Source organism: Paenibacillus sp. SC116, assembly GCF_024733555.1.
Taxonomy (GTDB): domain Bacteria; phylum Bacillota; class Bacilli; order Paenibacillales; family Paenibacillaceae; genus Paenibacillus_B.
On record NZ_JANIOF010000001.1, the window covers coordinates 2,606,862 to 2,631,627 of the forward strand.

A 24,766-nucleotide genomic window follows, 5' to 3' on the forward strand; every position below is an offset into this window, starting at 1 on the left:
CGTTATTCTCCTCTCCATTCATGAATCCAATGTGATTTGCGCTCGAATGGATATGACGGCAAATGCACAAGTTTACCTGAACCAGCAGGATAAATCCGCTCCCAGTCTACGTTCGCACCTGCAATGTACAATTCACTCAATACGGATAACAGATGGGATTCCAACGAGCTGTCACTTTCCGGCTCTATCGCAACGATCTTGCCTTTGCATGCATCGGATAACGCTTTTGGTACAGTTCCGATCACGAGGACAACGTCGGCATTTAGATGACTAAGCTCATTTTGTTCGCTGCTAGCACTGCGGCTGAGGCGTCCATATTGCACATAGCGATCCGCGGCTTGAGGCAAATCTATCGCTTCATTTAAGTAATCTGCTAGAATTTCACCGGATTGGGCGCCTCTGATTTCTTTCATCTTGACTCCCATTTGTTCCAGTTGTGAGATAAAGCTGTGCCAGTACGATACATAAGCCAATTCATTCGTCTGAGCATCTGCCTGCACTTCAATATCGGATACCGTACTGCTCACTTCTGCAACATGCGATTGGTAGAAGGCAGAACTGTTCGATTGATGAGCACCATAGTCATACCCGCCTGCTAGACTTCTTTCCCCGATAAGCAGACTCACTCTCGCTTTTCGATGTCGGAATGCTAGTCCTTTCTTTAATGCAGCTAAGGAATTGTTTCCGGCACCGTCACTGGTAGCTATGACACATGCTGCGCGATACTCGTAGTGCTTTCTGTAGCGATTGCGAGTAAAGCAGAGATTAGCTATATCTTCTGGCGAAGAACTCGCTAGTAATTGATTGGTCTCGTTAATCATTTGCTCAAGCGCCGATTCCGTTTTCGCTGAGAAGGTTAGTAAATGATAAGGCTGCTGCGATTCTGAGGAGTCGGTTAATGCAGGAGTTGCCCACTCTTCCAGTACAATATGTGCATTCGTCCCGCCTAGCCCAAACGAACTGATTCCCGCTTTGCGCGTTTGCTGCTCCTCAACCGACCAATCTTCTACATCTTTTACAATATAGAAAGGCGTCTTTTCCAATTGCAGAGCAGGATTAATTTCGTTCATATGCAAGCTTGGAGCAAGCTTCTTATGCTTCATACTAAGCAATACTTTAGCTAGACTTGCGCCGCTCGACGCAGGGAATAAATGTCCGATGTTCGTTTTGACAGAACCAATTCCAATACGTGCTTCTTTTTCTTTTGTACTTGTTGAAAATAATTTCATCAGTGCATTGATTTCGATCGGATCACCGATCGTTGTACCCGAACCGTGCGCCTCAATATAACCGACATGCTTCGGATCTAGATTAGCATCACGATATGCCTTCGTTAGTACTTGATGCTGCCCCTTCGGATTCGGCGCCATAATGCTGAGCGAGTAGCCATCATTATTGACAGCCGTGCCACGAATGACACCATATATATTTTTATTCTCTTGAATCGCTTGTGTAAGTGGCTCCAAATATACGACGACCGCACCTTCTCCAATAATTGAGCCGTCTGCTGCCTTATCAAATACTTTCGTATGATTCGTAGTCGAGCATATTCCTGCTCTACGTGACAGCAAATGCACACTAGGCGTCGTCAAAACATTGGCGCCACCAACAACTGCGCCAGACACTTCATTGTGTCGAATGGCAGCTACTGCATGATGCAGCGCGGCCAAGAAAGAGGAACAGGCCGTATCGATCGCTAAGGCAGGACCGGTGAAATTGTACAAATGAGCAATGATAGCTGCCCCAATATTCGGCATATTGCCAACCATCGCATTTTGATGAATATGGTTAAATTCCACGTCTCCCAATGTATGGATAAGCTGGTCAAAATACGTACTCACGTTGCTAGCGACGTATACGCCAATATTTCGTTCATCCGATTCGTCCGTAATCATGCCTGCATCCTCAAGCGCCTCATAAGAGGTTTCCATCAATAGCCGCTGCTGAGGATCCATAAACTTGGCTTCTTCGTCGGTAATGTCAAAGAAGTCATTATCAAATTCATCAATGTTTTCAAGCTCGCCGATCCAATCATCCCAGTTTGGGCTTCCCGCTTGCTTTTTGCGCTTTGCGCTAATTTTGGTAATGCTGTCTCGCTTCGAACAAAGATTAGCCCAGAATTCCTCTTGCGATGCAGCATTCGGCAGCCTTAAAGCTAAGCCTGTAATTGCAACGGCTCTGTTACTATCAAGCTGGTGATGGTACTGAGAGTGATCACTTTGTCCAACGTTTGATGGTTGAGCACCGTGTTGATTCGTTGTTGATTGCTCGTTTATTGACTGACGATGTAACTGCTCATTCCGCGGCGATTCAACTGCCGACTTTTTAGTAACGGAAGCCTTAGGCGACATCTGCATCGACTGCAAATACTCTGCTGTTTCCCTTATCGTCTTACAGCGAACCAACACTTCAGGACCAATCTCTCGGCCTTCATGCTGCTCAATAGCACCAAGCAATTGATAAGCTTTGACCGAGTTTCCACCCAACGATAAAAACGAGTCATCGATTGAAATTTTGGCAGCAGCTCTATTGAGCACTTCCGACCATGCTTGATGAAGGAAAATTTCGAGCTCATTGCGCGGCAGCTGAATCACTCGCTCTTCCGATTGAGCCTTGGCAAGCCCTGCTTCGATCTCTCGCAACACTTCGTCAAACTCACCATTTTCATAGTCGGTTCTTAACTGGTATCTCTGTACTTTGCCGCTAGAAGTTTTAGGAATCAATTTAATTGGGATAACATGCGTCGTTTCGATGCCTAGTGATTCATTTAACTGGTGAATGACTCGCTCACGAACGGACAAGAACTTCTCCACACTGGACTTATATTTAATAAATACAAGCAGCTCTTCCTGCTCGGTTTTACTATTCGTAAGTCCAACTACCGTGGCGTTTCCACGCGAAATCTCTTCCATTTCATACACGACTTCTTCCAAATCATGCGCGAAGAAGTTTTTACCGCGAACGAAAATAATATCTTTCACTCGTCCGCTCACCACTAATGAACCATCTACCATAAAGCCAAGATCCCCGGTTCGCAGCCAATCATCTACAAACAGCTCCGCCGATAAATCTTCCCGGTTATAGTAACCCGACGTAACCGATTCACCTTGTACTTGAATCTCGCCTACGCAATATTCATCAAGTACATTGCCCTGCTCATCGGCGATTCTGAGACTAATGCTGTCCAAGGGGTGACCTTCGTGCGCTAATACAATGCCTTCTTCACCATTGTTTTCATCAACAGGAACAGCAATCTGTTCATTAATTAATCTCGCCCGATCAACCTTCTCAAATCTAGGCTCTGCACCTAGCGTTGACATCGTTATCCCTACGGTTGCTTCAGCCATTCCATAAGCAGGGAACATCATATTCGATTGATAGCCGCATACCGCAAATTTCTCTGCGAACCGCTGAACGACGGCGGAGGAAATCGGCTCCGCCCCGTTCAATGCCAGTCGTAAAGAAGACAAATCCAGTGTAGCTAATTTCGCTTCAGGTACTTTTTGCGTCATCCATTCATAGCCGAAGTTTGTGCAGCAGAACCAAGTTCCTTTGTGCTCCGTAATTTTTTTCAAGAAAAGATAAGGAGTACGAACAAAGCTGTAAGGCGTAAGCACAAAAAGATTCGTTCCACTTAAAATCGGCGTTAAGTGCTGGCAAAACAGTCCCATATCATGCGTGTGAGGAATCCAAGTGAAGGAGACGTCATCCTCTACAAGAGCTAGACCATTTTTGCATCCGATATTATTCGAAATAATGTTGCGATGGGTCAACTGGACGCCTTTCGGAATGCCTGTACTGCCTGAAGAAAATTGCAGCACAGCTAGATCATCCGGTTGAGATTGATATCTATCCGCTAGCTCATCGGCATGCAGCTCAGCTGTAGATATATATCGAAGCCCTGTAAAGATCGTGCTTTCTTGAAGCTGCTTGTACTGATCACGAAGCTGCTCTTCCACGATGACAAGCGGTTGGTGTAAGGTTTCCCACACTTTCGTGAACTTGAGCATCCCTCTGGAATCAGGCGCCCAAGATGTAGGCTTGCTCACAGGCGCAGCAATGATTCCGCCAAACATACATGCCCAGAACGCTCGGTAAAATTCTTTTGGGTTATCAATTTCTAAAATGGCAACGTCTCTCGGCTTCAGACCTTGGCGACGTAGTCCAGCAAGGTAGATACGAGCTTGCTCTACCAACGCTGGATACGATTCAAAATCTTCATTCCCGTTGGAATCCACATACGTAATGCCTTTATGCGGATGTCGATTTGCAATATAGATAAGCATGTCAGCGAGCGTGTTGTATTGTTCAGGAAGCGTAACCTTGTTGCCATGTCGGATCGCTTTCTTACCCATTTTCCACCTCCGCAAATTTTTCATTGCTCAACCGTTCTGAATGCCCGAGCAGTTCCGTTTCCATAATGTCATTAAGCAGATCGGTGTCGATTCCGCTTGAGCAATCAATCGAGATTCTCAAATACTCCTCATCATAGTTCACAGTGACCATGCATGCTGCCAAGCGATCACCATCGCTATCGCCCATCGCCTGTTCAAAAGCATGCCGCTCCTCTTTCGAAACAAACCCTTGGAAGTTGAACAATACGAGCTGCTTGAGCTGCTCATTGCTTTGATAGGCTGATAGAAGCAATGACACTACGCCTGGGAACTTCTCAGCTAGCTTGGCATCATATAGTAAGGAAAGGAAATTAATCGCATGATCTCGGCAATATTGAATCCGTTCCAAACTGCTGGACCTTGGCTGTTCTTCCCCAGTAACGAGCGGAATCATATCGAGGAACTCACCAACACAATTGTAAAAGTCCTTGTCATGATAGCTTCTGCCATAGTTCACAATCGCTAGCGGAATATCGCGCACACCTGTATACGCTCTGAGCAATTGAGCCACTAGTTCAAAGGAGAACCACCATAAATCTTCGCCCTCCACATGGTGCAATGGTATGTTTAAATGAACTTCCTTGTCATTGCGATGTCTCATCGCTGCCAGCTTGTCCATTAGTAGAAGATTGTTATTATTCCAAACATCGAGAGCGAAACGTGCGATAATATCCGTCTCCTGAATCCCTTGCGGCCCAGCTTGCAGCAGCGAGACATACTCCTCATATTTCTGTGGAACCTCATTCAGCTGCTGGACACGGCGCTCACCGGAAGCTTCGATTTGAATTTGATGACGAATGACTTCGGCACTCATTCCATCAAAAGCAGCATGATCGAATCCCCAAATGACATAATGGGATTGTTGGCTTACGCGAACACAACCTAATCGCCACGGAATTGCGCCTACTCGATGGTCTTGTGACAATAAAGCGGAACATAATTGCTCGATGACAAGCTCCCTTGTTGACGACGTGTATTCACGCAAATCTAGATAAGGAATATGCTTCTCAATTAACAATTGCAGCCCCGAAATATCACATTCACTCCACACCAGCGCCGCTGTTGATTCGTTTGAAGCGACTGATGCCGTTGACACGGCTTCTTGCATGACACAATGGAGCAGTTGATTATCGCAAATCACTTTTCGCAGTATTTGTTTGATCTGCTGCTCATCTAGACCCCCGTCCACATAAGTCGTAAACCCGCTTCCACTAGAGCCTAGTGATGTATGGACGAGCTGAACAGGCGATAATGGGAATTCCGCTATTCGCGCTGAGGAGGTGAGCAGTGAAGATATCATGGAACATGTACTCGACACATGTTCCACTAACAAATGCTGTTGCTGTTCATTCAAAGTGGCAGAGCCTTCGACGATTACAGATTCGGATCGTTTTACTGCGAATTCCACAGGTTCAGCAAATCGTTGTTTCACGCTAGGCAATGCAGCAAGCCCTTCCACCGTTGGGTATTGGAAGATTTCATTTACCATCACGGTAATGCCCAATTTGGCCAATGCCTGAACAAGCGCAATCGCTTTGATCGACTGTCCACCTGATCTGAAGAAGTCATCTTTAATCCCAATGTGGCTATTATCGAGAACTGCCTGCATTTGCGTCAAAATGATCTGTTCCGCTTCATTGCGCGGTGCATCATAAGCATGAGCTAGTACACGCCCTGTTTGTTGTGCAATCTCAGGCAAGGCACGCCGATCAATTTTCCCATTGAGGGTTAGTGAGAAGTGCTCCATTCTCTTGATTCTTGATGGAATCATATAGTCTGGAATCGTGTCTGCCAGCAGCGATCGGATTTGATCAGGCTCTACATGTACACCCTCATCCAGTGTGTAATAAGCAGCAATGTAGAGACTATCTGCTTTGTCCTTCTTGGCAATAACGATGACTTCTTGCACACCCGTAATGTCTTTGATGTGGTTCTCAATTTCACCAAGCTCAACTCGGAAGCCGCGAATTTTAACTTGGAAGTCCATCCGTTCCATAAATCCGATCTCACCTGATGGCTTGCGCCATACCCGATCTCCTGTGCGGTACAGCTTGCCGCTGCCTTCAAATGGATTGTCGATAAATTTCTGTTCGGTCAGTTCACTTCTGTTCAAATATCCTTTGCCTACACCGTCTCCGCCAATATAAAGTTCTCCTGGAACATTTGAAGGAGTTAGCTGACCCTCTTCGTCCAAAATGTACAAAGTCGTATTCGCCAGCGGATAACCGATAGGCACAGATTGCGCATCATCATCCAAGTGATCAATTGGGTAATAGGTTGCAAAGAATGTGCTTTCCGTAGGTCCATAACCATTGATAACTCGATTCGGCCCCAAATCATTCAGCACTTTTTTCATATGGCTAAGTGACGCAGCTTCCCCACCGATTAACACTTTGCGAACATGCTTGAGGCACGTAATATCCCAATCAACCAGCATATTGAACAGTGCCGTTGTCACAAAGAAGGTAGTTATCCCTTTTTCCTCAATAAACGCAGCCAATTTTGAAATTTCAATGGCATCCTGCTTCGAAATGAGAACGAGACTTGCTCCATTAAGCAGTGCACCGAAAATATCAAATACCGAGCCATCAAACGCATAATTCGATAGTTGAAGCAATCGATCAGTCGGCAGCACCGTCACAAAGTTGGTTTCTTTCACCACACGAATGACATTGCGATGCGTAATGATAGTCCCTTTTGGCATTCCAGTTGAGCCTGATGTGTACATAATATAAACCGTATCTTCGGCATGACTACGAGGGAAAACTCCATTCCAGTTGGCTGGTAAGTCTTCATTCAACTCGGACAGTTTATGGTTATCATCCAGCAATAGTCGAGGGGTAGAAGCCGTGATACTTGGCGCAAATGTAGACTCCGTCAACAGCAGGCGTGCAGCGCTATCCTCCAAGATAAAGTTGACACGACCCTCCGGAGATTCAGGATCTATCGGCACATACGTCGCTCCGCATTTCAAAATGGCTAGAATACTAATCATTTGTAATGGGCCGCGCTCTAGCAAAATAGCGACATAGTCACCATGCTTTACTTGCTGCTTAACAAGCTGATAAGCTAGTTGATTCGCTCTATCATTTAACTCCGTGTAACTAATCTCTTCATCGCCCCATAACAAGGCGGTTCGTTGACCATGAAGCTCCACTTGTTCCTCAAAGAGCTGCACGATGGATTGATTTCGCGGATAATCCGTCGCTGTCTGATTCAGATCATGCAGCAGCCACTGCCGCTCCGCTGGGCTGACAATCGATAGTTCCGTTATTTGCTTATCAGATTGAGTTGTAATCGCTGATAAGATAAGCAGCAATCTATGGCCAAATGACTCAATCGACTCGTGCTTAAATAAGGTGGACTTGTACTCCAACTCCAGCTCGAACCTGCCATCCTTGTCTAAAATGGTCCAAGTCATATCGAACTTGCTGTCGATGTCATCCAGCTCCCACGGAGTAAGCACCGCATTGTTGATCGACAGTTCTTCCGTGCCCATGTTGATATAGTTCAGCACAACATCGAACAATGGATTTCGCGACAAGTCTTTTGGCAGATCGAGTAGTTCAACCAGCATCTCGTATTGGCAGTCTTGATTGTCATACGCCTTGATCATCTTCTGCTTCACAGCGTGCACGTACTCGGCAATCGTAAGCTCTTTGTTCATTTGCGAGCGTATCGCCAACGTGTTCACGAACATACCGACGATGGCATCAAGATCAGCATGACGACGTCCCGAAATACCCGTTCCGACTACCAAATCCGTCTGCCCCGTGCTCTTCCATAAGAGCAGCTTCAGCCCCGCCATAAAGATCATATATGGGGTTACACCTTGCTCTTTACTCCACTGATGGATTTGCGCACTTCGTTCTTCGCCAATGTCGAACGTCATGCTTCTCCCCTCATAGGATTGAATGCGCGGTCTTCTAAAGTCCGTAATTAAGTCCAGCTTTGGAATTTCACCGCTGAATTCACCTTTCCAGTATGCGATTTGCTGTTCATGTTCTTGATTAGCAAAAGACTGGTTTTGCCATACAGCAAAGTCTTTGTACTGGATCGAAAGCTCTGGCAAAGCTTGACCACTGTACAACGCAGCGATTTCCTTCAGCAAAATCGCGATCGAGCTTTGGTCGGTGATGATATGGTGCATATCGATGAAGAGTACATGTTTCTCTTCACTGAGGCTTGTTAATTTCACACGCATTAATGGTGCCTGTGATAGATCAAACGGAACGATATAGCTTTGCAGTTCCGCATGAATCTGTTCTTCCGTAGAGGTGCCAAACTCAACGATGGAAGGTACCTCATCCTCGATAATCTGAACGGCTTCTCCGTCGATCATCATAAATCTTGTACGAAGCGCTTCATGCCTGCGCACCAATTCATCAATTACACTCTTGAATTGTTCCTTGTCCACTTTGCCCTCAACGAGATAAATGGATGCGAGATTGTATGGCACCGCTTCGCCAACCATTTCGTTCACCACATACATGCGCTTCTGGGCAGAAGAGACTGCATAATAATCTTTCTTCTCAATCGCAGCAATCGTAGTTGAAGGCTGTTCCGCTCTGTTCGTGAGCAGCCATTCTACCATTTGCTGAAAACGAGGACGATTGAAAATTTCGGTCAATGGCATATCCACTGCGAATGATTTCTGGATTTGTGCAGCTAACGTGATAGCTTTCAAGGAGTGTCCGCCAAGGATAAAGAAATCATCTTCTGGTCGAACCTCATCGCAGCCTAACGTCTCTTGCCAAATGCGCGCTAACGCTTGTGTAGTCGCTTCTTCTCGATCCAGCTCACTTGCATTTGCGGATATAAGTCCAACAGTGCTGACATCTGGGCTGCCCTGATGTTGGCCGCTGCCACTCATCTGGAACAGTGAAACATCATGATCATGATATTTTTTGTCAAATACGTACGTTGGCAAAGGAATGCGCCTTCTAGTGGCATCTCCCTTTAATGCCTGCCAATCCATATCGATTCCGTAGCACCATATGCTGCCCAGTGCCTGGTTGAAATGAATGACATCGCTGCTATCGACCGACTCATTGGAGTGCTTGATCAGATGCAGCGCCTCATGCGCTTCTGCTGAGTACAAGCCTTTAAGCTCACTCGTTGGTAAGATGCTAGAAGCACCTAACGTGATAAGCAGCGCATTGCGATCAGCTAATGCTTCTTCAAGTCGATCAGCCGAAGTAAGCAACATTGTGTTAAGCAATCTGTCCGTTAATTCTCCATTCAAGCTAGCAGCAATCTCATCCATATGATGAACACGATGCACACCCTGACTTTTGAGCTGTGCAACTGCCTCTTCAAGACTCAATACGCCTGTCACAGCCATCGCGGATATTCGTCCGATACGTTGTCCGTACGAGAATTCAGGCATGACACCCACATGAATAAGTGTCTTGGCTAATGCATATCCGATAGCAAACACTGCTAGATGACGATTTAACGCGTTGTCCTCGTTAGCGTACCGTTCTTCACCGCGCAGCACTTGTTTCAACACTTCGCGTTCCTCTCTCGGCAGCCGTGAGAGAACTTGGTCTAAATAGGATTTATATCGTTCTGAGCCTTTGCTGTTATAGGCCAATACGTATAAGTCTCTACCCATGCCGAAGAAATAGCTGTCTTCATCCGGGTACATAAATACGATAGTTCTTGTGATATCATCCAACTTCACAGCCGAACTGGTAACAAAGTCAGCTATCGCTTTGTCATTATGTCTGCGAAGTGACTCTTTCACGACGAGCAGTTTTCTGTACTCGAAGGCTTTACGACCTACTTGCAGCGTCCATGCCGCATCCGAAAGATTCAGCCCATCAGCTTCTCGTAAATAGCTCAGAACCTCTTGACTCGTCACAGATAACGCTGCCTCTGTTCGCGCTGAGAAAGGTAGAATGTTGATCGTTTCAGATAAGCTGTTCTTATGCTCCAGCGGTGGCTGTTCGACAATAACATGCACATTCGTTCCACCGATACCAAATGAGCTGACGCCCGCTCGCAGCGTTTGCTCCGAATCCTTCAAACTCTTCGCTTCTGTCGTAATGTAGAACGGACTGTTCTCCATGTCGATCATCGGATTCGTCTTGTTGAAATGAATTTGCGGAGGAATCGTTCGATGCTGGAGCATCAACACCGTTTTAATAAACCCAGCTACACCCGCAGCAGCGTCCAGATGACCAATATTCGCCTTCACGGAGCCGATGGCACAATATTTTCGCTTATCCGTACGCCAAGCTTGCTTCAAGGCTTCAATCTCAATCGGATCGCCCAACTTCGTACCTGTTCCATGAGCTTCCAGATAACAAATGTCTTCAGCAGACACCTCTGCATGACGGAGTGAAGCATCGATGACATGAGCTTGTCCGGTCACACTCGGCGCTGTATAGCCAATCTTCTCGGTTCCGTCATTGTTAATAGCTGAACCTTTTATAACCGCATAAATCGCATCTCCATCTCGCTTAGCTGCATCAAGCGGCTTTAGCAGGACGAGACCACATCCATTGCCAGAGACAGTACCCGATGAATCGTCAGAGAACGGTCTGCAATGCCCATCCTTAGAAAGAATCATCCCTTCATGCCACAAGTAGCCTTCTTTTCTCGGATAAGAAATCGATACACCACCTGCAATCGCCATGTCGGATTCCCCGTTATTAAGCGATTGAACGGCTTGATGGATGGCTACCAACGAGGTAGAGCATGCCGTTTGGATATTGAAGCTTGGTCCTTTTAAATTCAGCTTGTAGGATACTCTCGTCGTTAAATAGTCCTTTTCATTAAGCGTCAACGCTTCAAACGCACTAAGGAAATCATGCTGACGCCCTAAGAATCTCGTCATCCACGGCATACTTGAACCACTGCCGGCAAACAAACCAATGTTGCCAGCATACGTAGCAGAATTGTAGCCACCATGCTCCAACGCTTCCCACACACACTGATGGAGAATACGAATTTGCGGGTCCATCATATTGGACTCTTGATAAGGATAGTCAAAGAAGTCCGAGTCAAAATATTCAATGCCATCCAAGTAGCCTTTTGCCCTTACATATTTCGGATTCGATAACGTGTCGGCGTCAATTCCAGATTGCAGCAGCTCTTCATCCGTAAAGGTTGTAATGGATTCCACGCCGTTTACAATGTTGTGCCAGAACTCATCCATATTGTTCGCGCCTGGGAACTTACAGGACATACCGATGACAGCAATGTCCTGGGAGGTACTTTTCTTAAATGGCACTGGAGCATTTGCAACTCTCTCGTCACTTACGCCTGTACCTGTGTCCGCTTCAACATTCACGATCATGCTCGTGTCCATGTTCGTGCTCCGTGTTGTCGTATCGAGTGTTCCCTTAAGACTTTTCACCAAAGACTCAATCGTCGGATATTGGAACAACTGCACCAATGGAATGGACCGTCCCAATATAGCGGTCAGCTTATTGTTAACGAGAATCAAGCCTAACGAATTGCCACCCACGTCAAAGAAATTGTCTCGAATGCTGATTTGATTCAGATTGAGCACGTCTTTCCAACAAGCTAACAATTCACGCTCCAAGTTGGACGATGGCAAGATGACTTCTTTTTCTACAGGAGCACTTTGCTCTACTGGCAGCTGCAGCGCATTTTTGTTGATTTTCCCGTTAGGGAGCACTGGCATTTCTTCTAGATGTGAATAGTAGGAAGGTATCATGTAGTGCGGCAATTGTTCTTTTAACCAAAGCTTCAGCCATGAGCTTTCCTCGTTCGAAGCAACCGCGCCGCTCTTCGTGCAATAGTGAAGGACAAGATGCTTATTACCTAGCTTGTCATCCATCACCGTGACGACGGCTTGCCGAATGCGGCTATGGCTCATGATCACTTTTTCGATTTCTGCCAGTTCAATACGATAACCTCGAATTTTGATCTGCGTATCCAATCTACCTAGCAGTTCGATTTCGCCTTTTTCGTTCATTCTAGCCCGATCCCCGGTACGATAAAGACGTGTATGCGGAATATCGGACACGGTAACAAATTTATGATTCGTCTCTTCTTCGTTATTTAAATAGCCACGTGCAAGTCCCTTGCCTGCAATATACAATTCACCAAACACACCAACAGGCTGCAGCATGCCCACTGAGTTCATAATATAAGCTTGTGTATTGGCAATCGGCGTGCCGATATTGATAGAATCCGCATGTGTAAGCTCCTTCGTCGTCGACCAAATCGTCGTCTCCGTCGGTCCGTACATGTTAAACAATTTCGCCTGAGACCGCTGCTGCAGCTCTTGCAGCAAGGCAAGCGGATAGTTCTCCCCGCCACTCAAAATGCATCTCAGCTGTTTCAAAGCCTGAACAAATTCAGGATTCTCTACAAATGCTTTGATCCGCGAAACGGTGCTTAATATATGCGTCACACGATGTTCAATAATCTTCTGATTCGCCAACGCAGGGTCCATCTGTTCCTGTTCATCCGCCAAATAAATCGAGTGACCTGTGCACAGCGGAACGAGCGATTCAAATCCAAAAATATCGAATGACAGTGTCGTTACACAAATAACGCGATCATCTTCATGCTCGAAAATGTTCCGATGTACAATATCCTGAATAAAGTTGACCATGGAGCCTTCATTAACCATGACTCCTTTAGGTTTTCCTGTAGAGCCGGACGTGAAGATAACACATGCTAATCGTTCTTTATCGATTAACGGTGTTGGATTGCTGCTATTGTCCGCATAGCTGCTCAGACTCGAATAATCAACGACGGTACCCTCATATTCGAGAGGCTCCTGCAATGTTCCCGACGTAATCAATACGTTGATTTCGCTTGCGGACAGCATGTAACTGATTCGTTCTTTTGGAAAATTCGGATCAATTGGTACATAAGCGCTCCCGGCCTTCAACACAGCCAGAATTGCTATTAGTAAGTGCTCGTCTCGTTCCGGCATAATGCCGACAACCGAATCGGCTTGTACACCAAGCTCGATCAAATGCCAAGCCAACGCATTCGCCTTTTCATTCAATGCTTGGTAGGTGAATTGCTTGCCGCTAGCAGTCAGCAAAGCTGCTTTGTCTGGATGGTTGACTACATTGCGTTCGAACATTTGTTGAATCGACAGTGACGAATCATATTCCAACCCAGTGTTATTAAAGTCATGAATCATTGCTTGCTTCGCTGCTGGAGAAATGAGGTTAATGTGCGACAACGATGCTTCCTGATCCTCCATCACATGCTGAAGAATACATTTGAAGCTCTCAATCATTCGTTCGGCAGTTGCTTGGGCAAAAATACTAGAGGAATACTCAAGGAATCCGCCGATGATTTGTTTCTTCTTATCCTCTTGGCAAGTCATGACCAAGTCATAAGCAGCTGTTTTCGTATCAAATGGAACGGGTGTGAACCGAATATCATTCATTTCGAGATCATGCAGCTCCATATTTTGAAAATCAAAGCTTACATCAAATAAGGCGTTTCGATTTAATTCCCGCTTCAGCTGCAACTGTTCCACCAAGTCATCGAATTGATAGTTCTGATGCTCGTAAGCAGCCAATGCATTTCCCTTCACCTCATGCAGGAAATCAATAAATGTCTTATCCTGCTGCGGAAAGTTCCTCATCGCCAACATGTTAATGAACATGCCAACCGTGTCTTTACATTCATCTTGCGTTCTGCCAGCAACTGGAGTGCCCACAATAATATCCTCTTGCCCAGAATATCTGGCTAACAGCACATTCCAAGCGCTCAGAAGCACCATAAATAAGGTCGATTCATTGGCTTGCGCGAATTCGATTAGCTTGGCACTTAGCTGCTTGTCCAAGTCGAAGTGGATTCTACCGCCTGCAAATTCCTTCACTGCAGGTCGCTTGTAATCCAGCGGCAGCTCCAATGTAGGCAGATCATCTCCCAATTGGTCGATCCAATAATCTCGATGCTGCTTCATTTCTTGAGACTTAAAGTAATCCTGCTGCCAAACAGCATAGTCTTTATATTGAAGCACCGTTGGAAGTTCTCCACCGAAGTACAACTGATTAAAGTCCCGAGTAATCGTTTCAACAGATGTACCGTCGGCGATAATGTGATGCAAATCAAATAATAACAGGGTGTGATCTACCCCGATATTCACCAACTCAATTCTAAATAACGGTGCTTGCTCAAGCTCGAATGGTTGAATAAACGAATGGACGAGTTGATAAATATCGTCATCGCTGGATACCTCTTTACTTGAATAAGCAACAGGAACAGCAGCTGTCGGATGAATCATTTGAACAGGCTGATTGTCTTGAATATGGAAGGATGTTCGCAGCGACTCATGTCGTTGAATCAGCTTCGCAAACGTCTGCTCCACCCGCTTCGTATCCAACTGACCTTTAATTCTCGTTACAGACGGAAGGTTATACGCGACACTATCTTTATCCAGCAAAGACAAAGCAAACATACGACTTTGTGCTGACGAGAGCGGATAGTAGTCCCGCTTGTCTGCTGCATGAATCTGCATCGCATTCGAAGTCTGCACGGTGCTCGCATTCAAATAAGAAGCTAACGCACCTGGAGATGGGTATTTAAATAGATCTCCAATATCCACTTTGATGCCAATGTAATGTTTGATCGATGACGATAAACTGACTGCTTTTAAGGAGTCGCCACCCAGAGCGAAAAAGTTCTGTCCCGCCTGAATCGAGTCAAATCCAAATACCGCTTTGTATGCTTCGGTTACCAGATCGAGAATATCACCTTTATTCTCTCGTACAGATGGTGCTGTAGCTGAAGCAATATATCGGTTTGGCATTTCAATCGGTTCTTGTGCCAATACGAGAGGAGCCGATGCAGCTTGAATGTTTATTGGGAAATGCTTTTTCTCAAAGGCGTAGGTCGGAAGTGAAACTCTTCTGCGCACAGCCGATCCTTTTAGCGCATACCAATCGATTTCAACACCTGCAGACCAAATATCACCGAGCTTCTTATTGATATATTCCACATCGTTGTCTACTTCTTGTGGATGACGAATCAAATTAATAAAGCTATGTTTGCCAGCAGCATGCTGCTCATGCTGTCTTGCAAATGTACTGAGCGTACGCCCTGCTCCTACTTCGATGCCGACAAGTTGTTCCTGTTTGAGCAGCTCTGATAAGTTTTTCGCGTACTGAACCGACTCTAAAATATGCTTCGACCAATACGCAGGGCTCGTCATCTCCGTTGGCTGAACCCATGTACCTGTCGTATTCGAAACGATCGGAATAGCAGGCTCCTTCAAGCTGTAAGCAGCCAGTTTAGCCTGAAACTCCCGTGCAGCATCTGCCATCATTGGCGTATGGAAAGCATGCGAAGTTTTCACGCGCATACACTTCCAGCCCAGCTTCTCTAGCTTCTGCTCGCAGCGAGCAATCGCTTCTTCACTGCCGCCAACGACACAGCTATTCGTCGTATTTTCCAAAGCAAGCGACACATCCGCTTCGAGTACCGGTTTAACCTCTCTAGCGTCAGCCATAACTGCCAGCATGACACCTGGTGCCTGCTTCTGCATCACTTGTCCGCGGAATCTGACGATTTCCACTGCATCTTTCAGCTCAAATACGCCTGCGACCGTCGCGGCTGTCACTTCTCCGATGCTGTGGCCAATCATACCTACTGGTTGGATGCCGATATCCATCAACGACTTGGCCAATGCATAGCTTGTAGCAAATAAAGCAAATTGACTATATTCCGTCTGGTTGATCAGCTGTGGGTTCTGATCGCCATATATAATCTCTATAAATGCCGCACGTTCAGCATCTGTTAAATAGCTATATACGTGGTCAATATGACCTTTAAATAAACTAGAAATGGCGCTGCGCTCTGCCGAATAATAGAGTTCGCGTCCCATTCCTTGATATTGGCTTCCTTGACCCGAGAACATAAAATAAACTGGGATACGGCCTGATACTGCTTCCGTTACAACACTCTCTTCCAAAGCTTTGAGAACACTTTCTGGGTCATTATAAAAGCTTTCATTTACGACTAACGCTTTGCGATACGTAAATGGCTGTCTGCCCACTTGCAGCGTCCAAGCAGCATCCGATAGCTTTGTCTCTGGCGTGTTTACTAAATATTGAACGACTTTTCTGGAGGTATCTGTAAGAGATGAAGTGCTCTTAGCAGAGAATAGCAGCACATTCACCTTATCATCTGGACTACTGTCACCTGTCACTGGAGCTTGCTCAAGCACCATATGTGCATTCGTTCCCCCAACACCGAAGGAGTTAATGCCAGCACGAATGATATTTTGTTTCATATCCATATCTCCCCATGCAGCTCCATTATTCGATACGGAAAAAGGCGTGTTCGCAAAATCAATCTTCGGATTTGGTTCGTTATAATTCACCGTGCCAGGAATATATTTGTGCTTCATGCTGAGTGCTACCTTGGCAAGGCCGACAACGCCAGCTGCTGTATCGGTATGCCCTACATTTCCTTTTACAGAGCCTAATAGGCAAAATTGTTTCTTATCGGAAGCAAACGCCTTCGTTAACGACTCAACTTCAATCGGATCGCCGAGCGATGTTCCTGTACCGTGAGCTTCCACATAACTGACCGTTTCAGGGTCAATTCCCGCTACACGATAAGCCTCTTGAATAACATCCGCTTGTCCTTCTACACTTGGCGCCAAAAATCCAATCTTATGATTGCCGTCATTGTTAATCGCTGAGCCTTTAATAACCGCATAAATTTGATCGCCGTCAGCCAAAGCTTCATCCAGTCTCTTCAGCACCACGAGTCCCATACCATTGGAGAACATCGTACCTTGTGCTTTAGCGTCAAATGGTCGGCAATGTCCATCCGGTGAGAACATCATGCCATCCTCATAGAAATATCCGCCTTCATTCGGCAGCTCAATCGTAATACCGCCAGCAACAGCCAGATCACATTCGCCCAAAATAAGCGACTGGCACGCCAAATGCGGCGTTACCAATGTTGTCGAGCAGCCTGTAAGCGCTGAATACACTGGCCCTTTAATGTTCAATTTGTAGGCAATTCGTGTCGCTAAAAAGTGATTCGTGCTTAGTGTAAATGCCTGATATTTTTCACTATAGTCATTGTCTGCAAACAGCACGTTGCGATACCATTCAAAGTCATCGGAACCGCCGATAAACATCCCTATTTTGGAAGAAGTGGACCCTGGATAATAACCCGCATCCTCAAGCGCTTCCCATGTACCTTGATAGAGATGGCGCAGCTGTGGCGACATCATACGAACTTCACCAGGTGTATAATCAAAGAACGGTGCATCAAAGTAATCGATGTCGTTAATCCGTCCTTTTGCCTTCACATAATGAGGAGATTGGATCACATCCACAGGAATGCCTAGATCCTTCAATTCATCATCGGAGTAAAAGTGAATGCTCTCCTTGTTATTTTTTAAGTTGTCCCAGAACTCATGTACGCTGTCTGCACCAGGTACATGTACCGATATGCCGATAATGGCGATATCTTTGCGAACGATCTTCTCATCTCTTGTAAAATGAGCATCTCGGTCCGTAATCGTCTCGGTTTCTTCTGTGGAAAAATGCTCTGCTAACAAGCGAATCGTTGGATGCTGGAAAAACAGCGTGATCGAGAAATCAACGTTCAAACGTTTTCTAAGCTTATTGTGCAGTTGAATCAAGGTCAGTGAATTACCGCCAATATCAAAAAAGTTATCATCGAGACTAACTCGAGATATAGACAGCGTTTCCTGCCACGCAGCGGCAATTAAGCTCTCCAATTCCGTTGTCGGTGGAATATAGTCTGCATGCGAATCAGCCAGAAATTGCACATCTTTTTTCAGTGCGTTGCGATCGATTTTGCCGCTATTATTATGAGGAAGCTCTGTTTTGTGAACAAAATACGTTGGAATCATGTACGATGGCAGCTGCTTCAATAAATGTGTTTTTAGCTCTGCAACCGGAATTTCTTGCTCAGAAAGATAATAAGCACATAACATGGCCGGGTTATTGCCTTGCTTTTTCACAACGACGACAGCTTGAATAATGCCCTCATACTCGGACATCACATTTTCAATCTCTGTCACTTCAAGCCGAACGCCGCGTACTTTAACTTGGAAATCGATTCGTCCTAAATATTCAATCGTCCCACTAGGAAGCCAGCGCACCTGATCACCCGTGCGATACATATACCGATACCAGTCTTGATCGATTCCCTCTCGGAAGAACGGGTTCGGAACGAACTTTTCTTTCGTCAGCTCTTCCAAATTCAAATATCCTCTTGCTAAACCTACACCACTTAAGCAGAGTTCACCTGGGATGCCGATGGGCTGCAAATTATCGTGCTTTCCAACGACGTACCAGCGAGATTCATTCAAGGGCTGTCCGATTGGAATGTTGGCTGAACCTGTATAGTCTTGAAGCGAGTAATGGGATACCCATATCGTACATTCCGTAGGCCCATATACATTTTCTAACTTGATATTGGTGTTGAGTGCGTAGAATTTCTGCAATATGTCTGGAGTAACTGCTTCTCCACCAACAAATATCCATTTCAGTGAATGAAGCATGGAAATATTAGCATCGATATCAAATAACTCTAAGAAGAGGCGGAACATCGTAGGAACAAAGTTGATGTGTGTAACCTGATGATTGTAAATTTCATTAAAAATCAACTGAGGATTTTTTTCGCCCTCAGGTTCTAAAATAAGCAGCGAGCCTTCCCCCATAAACCATCCGAACAGCTCTGTAATCGACACATCAAATGTAAATGCCGTCTTTAGTAAAAATACATTGCCCTTCTGCACAGGGAATCGTCTTTCTAAATCCAACAACGTATTGACGACACTATGATTCTCTACCATAACGCCCTTCGGCTTACCGGTAGATCCAGACGTGTACATGATGTATGCCAGACTAAATGGATCTAATGGTTCTGGTAGATTGCTATCATCCCCACTAAACGTCTGTGTATCATCTAAAAATAAATAATGTACGTTCCAATTGGGATCGATCGGCTGTTGCTGTGTCGTTAACAGCAATGAAATTGAAGCATCTTCGAAAATATATTCTTTTCTAGCAGCAGGATAAGCAGGATCGATCGGAACATAGGTACAGCCAGCTTTCAAAATAGCCAAAATACTGATGACCAACTCCATCGAACGTTGGCACTGCACCCCGACTGACTCATTTTCTTTGCTCTTATGCTTTAAAATGGTACGTGCTAACTGATTGGCCTTTGCATTGACTTCCGCATAGGATAGCTTCCTCTGGCCTTCAATCAATGCAATATTGTCAGGATCCTTGGCTACTTTGGACTCAAATAGCTGGATCGCGTGCTGCTGCTCATAAGGGAAGTAGACCGTTTGATTGAAGTCAGACAAAATATTTCTTTCTTCGTTTTCTAGCAACAAATTGATATCTTTAATCGTTATATGTACATCGGCCACCAGTACTTCTAATAGCTTCAGGAATCGTTGGCCTAGCAATTCCATAGAATGTTCCGAAAACATATCCGGCTTGTACTGAATTTTGATCAGATCATGTTCCGGTGTTTTGTTCCATACAACCATCAGACTTCCTGGAAATGTAACAACATCTTGATCCACAATGGCAACATCAAGATGTTCCCCTTCTACTTCCTCGTAAATATCGTAGACGAAAGAAACGTCCAGGATCGAAGGCGATCCTGGCATCGGTATCAACTGGCTGTCACGCATAATTAAATTGTTCGGGTAGCCAATATTTTTATATACTTGGATGAATTCCTTTGAAACCTGTTCAAGAATGGATGAAAATGCGCCATCGCTAGCAATGTGGTACCGCATTGGCAGCATCGACACGAAGCAGCCTATCGTTTCTTCCACATCCAAGCTAGGACGATGTGAGAATGGCGATGCGAATACGACATCCTCACTTTGTGTGTATTGATTCATAAGCACACTGAAAGAGGCAAGCAAAAACATAAAAGATGTGACTTCTTGCTGCATCGAATGCTCATTGATTTGTTTTATAATAGAAGCTGGTATTTCAAACCGCTTCTCCTTGCCTATTCCTTGCTGCTTGTTACGGGCAGGATAGTCAGGCTGCAGCGCTAACGGTTCAGCGCCTTCCATTTTGTCCAACCAATATTGTTTTTGCTTGCTATATCCTCCGCTATTGAGCTTCGCATTCTCCTTACTCATATAAGCAGAATAGCTCGTATCCCGCTTGTACACGAACAGCTCTTTTTTCACCAATTTGTTATAGTAATCGACCAACTTCTTCTTCAACATCTCTAACGATAATCCGTCAGCGACAATATGATGAATGCAAATGATGAATAGATGCTTATTCTCTTCAAACTTAATAAGCTTCACGCGAAATAATGGAGGTGCTGTCAGATCAAATTTCGTTGCCAGCTCTTCTTTGAACAGGCTTTGTAACCTATCGTCTTTCTGATCTGCCGTATGTGAAATATCCACTTTTACAAGCGGTACGCTTGCTTCGCTATGAATGACCAATACGGGATAATCATTAACGATCTCCAAATGGCTCCGCAATGCTTCTTGCTCGCCGATTACTAATTTCAATGCATTTTCGAAATGCTTCTCATGTAAATTTTCGATTACGATCGTTGCAGAAATGTTGTAGGAAAGGGGATTATCGACTTGGCAGTCGAAATAAATCCCCTTCTGAGTTTCTGTTAGTTCAACACTATTCATTTTCATGATCATACACCTCGATTCTCAACATCAGTATTCTAGTTAACAAATACCCAGATGCCGCCTGCCAAGATGGACAATACCGTAATAAACGTCTGATAAACGATATCCATAATAATGTTACACACACTGTCTGCATCCGCTTTGCGGTTCTTTATCATGACGTAGGAATGAGACCACAAGCCGCTCAATCCATAGATATACATCGTAACAAGTACCCCTACCCAAAAATTCCCCTGGAACCAAATTGCCATGATCCCCATAATCCCTAAGCCTACTTGAGAGAAGCCATATTTCACTTGAAACGGTCCCCCAGGCCAGCCTAACATCTTCGCCGTTTGATCCGCCTTCCAAATGTTCACCACATAACCGATAACACCAACTAATCCAAACGTAACGACAAATTGATGCAAGAGAAGAATTCTACTAATCTCACTTGTACTGCTTGGAAAATCCAACGTATACAAATGTACAAGCGCTGAAACAATTCCTAAAAACCATAGCAATAAGAACCACATATTTATTCCTCCCATATAACTCCGAATATTTTCCTGCAATTAATTGCTCGATATGATGTTATTTGGTAATTAAAAGCGAAAATAACTCTATGCTGCTTGCAAAATACAAAAGCTATGTACGATATACTCTCTTTTTGCATCCCTCCTTAAGGTAATTGAATATGTAACGATGGATATAATACCAAAACTAATATCTAATTTTAATAATAAGCTAAATATGCTAATTAATAGCATTAATTAAACGTGTAAATATGTCGTCCTAGTTAGGCACCAAGACAAATTATTAACGATATAAAGTAAATAACTCCGTTGAGTGGTATAGGAAAATATAGTGGAGTCGGACTCCTTATGCTGCATGATTAGTTAAGTGGATTAAGAAATAGTACTGAGGTGATGGAATGTTGTTTTTGTTAAAATGGTGTCTTAACCGAAGAGGGAATTATACTAGATTATTTCTAATTTGGAGTTAAAATTCATAAGTGGATTCAAACCTTAAATTTCTTTAAGCAAAATCATATTCCTTTAATTTGGTTCTGTCAACCGATAAATTCCGATGTATTTGTGTCATAAAAAGTGCTTATTGACTAGAATGATCCACGTTTACGAGCAACGCGAAATTCAATAAAAACCGCAACCATCCAAGCATTTTACCTGTGATAAATCGCATTGTCATTCCATTAATGGAAGCCGACGCCTAATCATTCCAATCAACTTTTAATCTTTGTTTCTAATGACATATTCTCGAAATTTTTTTTTAAAATTAATCTAATTTATGTAAACTCCATTTTGGAATTAACCTTTAAGCGCCTGTCATTCTTACGAAATCTCATATGATTTGTAAGAGGGTCACTACTTTTTTACAGACAGTTTTTTAAAATCAAATCTCATAATTTATCGCTCACATTCTACAAATAAAATCTTAAATCTACGATGTCCTACATAGCGGGAATAGGGGGTATTGCAATCGAGGAACAGTGGTCAATTATTTCGACAGTGGTCATTGAATCTCTACCTAGTACGGGGATATCGCTCACTATAATTCGTATTCCCTTCTTTGAATAATAAAAAGTAGAATGGGAAATTGTAAAACAGTGCTAAAGATCGATATTTAAATAAAGGAATGATTGTAGAGATGCACTACCCTTTCAGAAATTTAGTTTTTGAAGGCGGGGGAATCAAGGGGCTTGCCTATGTCGGAGCGTTGGAAACGTTAGATAATAAAAATGTTTTATCTGGAATTCAACGGATAGCAGGTACATCTGCTGGTGCCATCACCGCAGTATTAGTTGCGCTTAATTATTCATTAGATGAAATTAGAGATATCCAACTCAAGCTTGACCTGCGGAAATTTCAAGATGATTCATGGGGAGCTTTACGGGATACCGCACGCATGCTTACTGAATATGGATGGTATAAAGGCGATATTTTTAGAAAGTGGATAGGTGATCTTGTTCAAGCTAAGACAGGGAGCAAAGACTCAACATTTGAAGACATTTGGAATCTAAAACAAGATAAAGGATTCCGAGATTTGTTTCTAATAGGGACTAATCTATCCACACGTCTGTATGAAGTATTTTCGTACCAGCATACTCCAACCATGAAACTCACAGACGCAGCGCGTATATCCATGTCCATTCCGCTTTATTTTAGAGCCATTAGAAATGATCATAACGATGTTTATGTAGATGGCGGTGTGCTGAACAACTATCCTATTCGTGTTTTCGATAAAAAGAAGTATGTAGAACGAGAGGAGAACTTCTCTATGCCTTCTTATTACGAACGAGCAAATAGCACATTCATAAAGGATGACGATGCATCAGAAGCGCTTATTTCTAACCAAGAAACACTAGGATTCCGTTTAGATACCTCTGAACAAATCTCCATGTTTCGGGATCACAAAAATCCGCAGCACCGAGAAATTCATGATTTCTTTGACTACACACACGCTCTAATTGAAACGATCCGAGATTTCCAAAGTAATCAGCACCTTTATGATGAAGATTGGCGAAGAACCGTATACGTTGATACGCTTGATGTAAAAACGACTGACTTTGATATTACGGATGAGGAGAAAAAGGCGTTAATTCATTCAGGCAGAACGTTTACCGAGAAATATTTTCAATGGTTTGACAATGAGAGAACACAATAAGGTAGCTTAGCTCATGTTCTTGATCCATGTAATACATTACAAAGAGCTAATTGCGGCTCTTTTTTCTTTACCAACTTAATAAAAACTTTATTTTTTCTTTCCTCCCATTTAAATAATTATGGTTAGACTGGGCTTATACAACGACGGAGGTTAGAAAATGAAACGTATGAAAAAATGGATTACTTTTATCCTTATATTGCTCCTTGTATATATTGCTTTCCCCTTTATAGCCAAACCAGATATTGATGCCAAGGCTGCCATTCTTATGGATGCTGAATCGGGAAAAATACTTTATAGCATAAATGAAAATACACCTCTTGCCCCAGCAAGTATGTCAAAAATCATGACAGAGTACATCGTATTGGAGCACATTTATAAGGGCGCATTGAAGTGGGATGATACGATTGTTATTAATGCAACGACTTTTGATAGTGAAGGCGTAAAAATTGATGTGGAAATTGGAGATCGCCTATCGGTTAAAGATCTGTTTTATGCGATGGTCGTTTCATCGGCAAATAATGCTGCGGTTGCACTAGCTGAACATATTGCTGGCAGTGAAGAACAATTCACTCAACTGATGAATGAAAAGGCGAAGCAATTACAATTATCGCCTCATACTTATTTTGTAAATGCAACCGGTCTCGCTAATGAGAACAATGAAGAATCCAGAATGACGGCGCTGGATGTAGCTATATTATCGCAGCAGCTGCTAGAAAATTTCCCAGACCTAGTCGCAATTACAAAGCTTGATTCTTACACGCTAGAGCATGACGGCACCGTTCTAACAGCGACAAATAAAATGCTGGATCCAGATCAGCAAGGGCTATATGTTAAAAGCGTTGACGGATTAAAGACAGGGTTTACGAATTTAGCTGGCTATAGCTTTGCAGGAACTGCTGAAGAAGGGGATAAACGATTAATAACGGTAGTCATGGGTACAGGTAGCGATGCAGAACGGTTTGAAGAAACTAAAAAGTTATTATCCTTCGGGTTCAATAAATTTTATACTCCTTTTATTTAATAGCCGTGATAGTAAAGCAATAGCTGTCTGTCTGCTAAACAAGATCTA

General features: G+C 44.0%; 5 protein-coding genes. 2 read left to right on the forward strand and 3 right to left on the reverse strand.

What is annotated here, in order from left to right; translation table 11 throughout:
- Nucleotides 1–2 precede the first annotated feature (2 nt).
- From NQ117_RS11400 to NQ117_RS11410, 3 genes are read right to left on the reverse strand one after another with little or no spacing between them, the layout of a single operon-like run.
- The gene (locus NQ117_RS11400; RefSeq protein WP_258278053.1) at nt 3–4,355 is read right to left on the reverse strand and encodes a beta-ketoacyl synthase N-terminal-like domain-containing protein; all 4,353 of its coding nucleotides are present in this window, start codon (nt 4,353–4,355) and stop codon (nt 3–5) included.
- Nucleotides 4,348–21,036, reverse strand: a complete 16,689-nt coding sequence (locus tag NQ117_RS11405; RefSeq protein ID WP_258278054.1) for a non-ribosomal peptide synthetase/type I polyketide synthase — start codon at nt 21,034–21,036, stop codon at nt 4,348–4,350. The genes NQ117_RS11400 and NQ117_RS11405 overlap by 8 nt, the downstream gene beginning before the upstream one ends.
- Before the next feature lie 32 nt (nt 21,037–21,068).
- Nucleotides 21,069–21,548, reverse strand: coding sequence for a DUF6790 family protein (locus NQ117_RS11410; RefSeq protein WP_258278055.1), 480 nt, complete (start codon nt 21,546–21,548; stop codon nt 21,069–21,071).
- 1,132 nt (nt 21,549–22,680) lie between these two features.
- Between NQ117_RS11410 and NQ117_RS11415 the strand changes: the two genes are divergently transcribed.
- Both NQ117_RS11415 and NQ117_RS11420 read left to right on the forward strand, forming a co-directional pair.
- Nucleotides 22,681–23,697: a patatin-like phospholipase family protein gene (locus tag NQ117_RS11415; protein ID WP_309137867.1), complete on the forward strand. Its 1,017-nt coding sequence runs from the start codon at nt 22,681–22,683 to the stop codon at nt 23,695–23,697.
- Nucleotides 23,698–23,854: 157 nt separating this feature from the next.
- The gene (locus NQ117_RS11420; RefSeq protein ID WP_258278056.1) at nt 23,855–24,718 is read left to right on the forward strand and encodes a D-alanyl-D-alanine carboxypeptidase family protein; all 864 of its coding nucleotides are present in this window, start codon (nt 23,855–23,857) and stop codon (nt 24,716–24,718) included.
- The last annotated feature ends 48 nt before the right edge of the window (nt 24,719–24,766 follow it).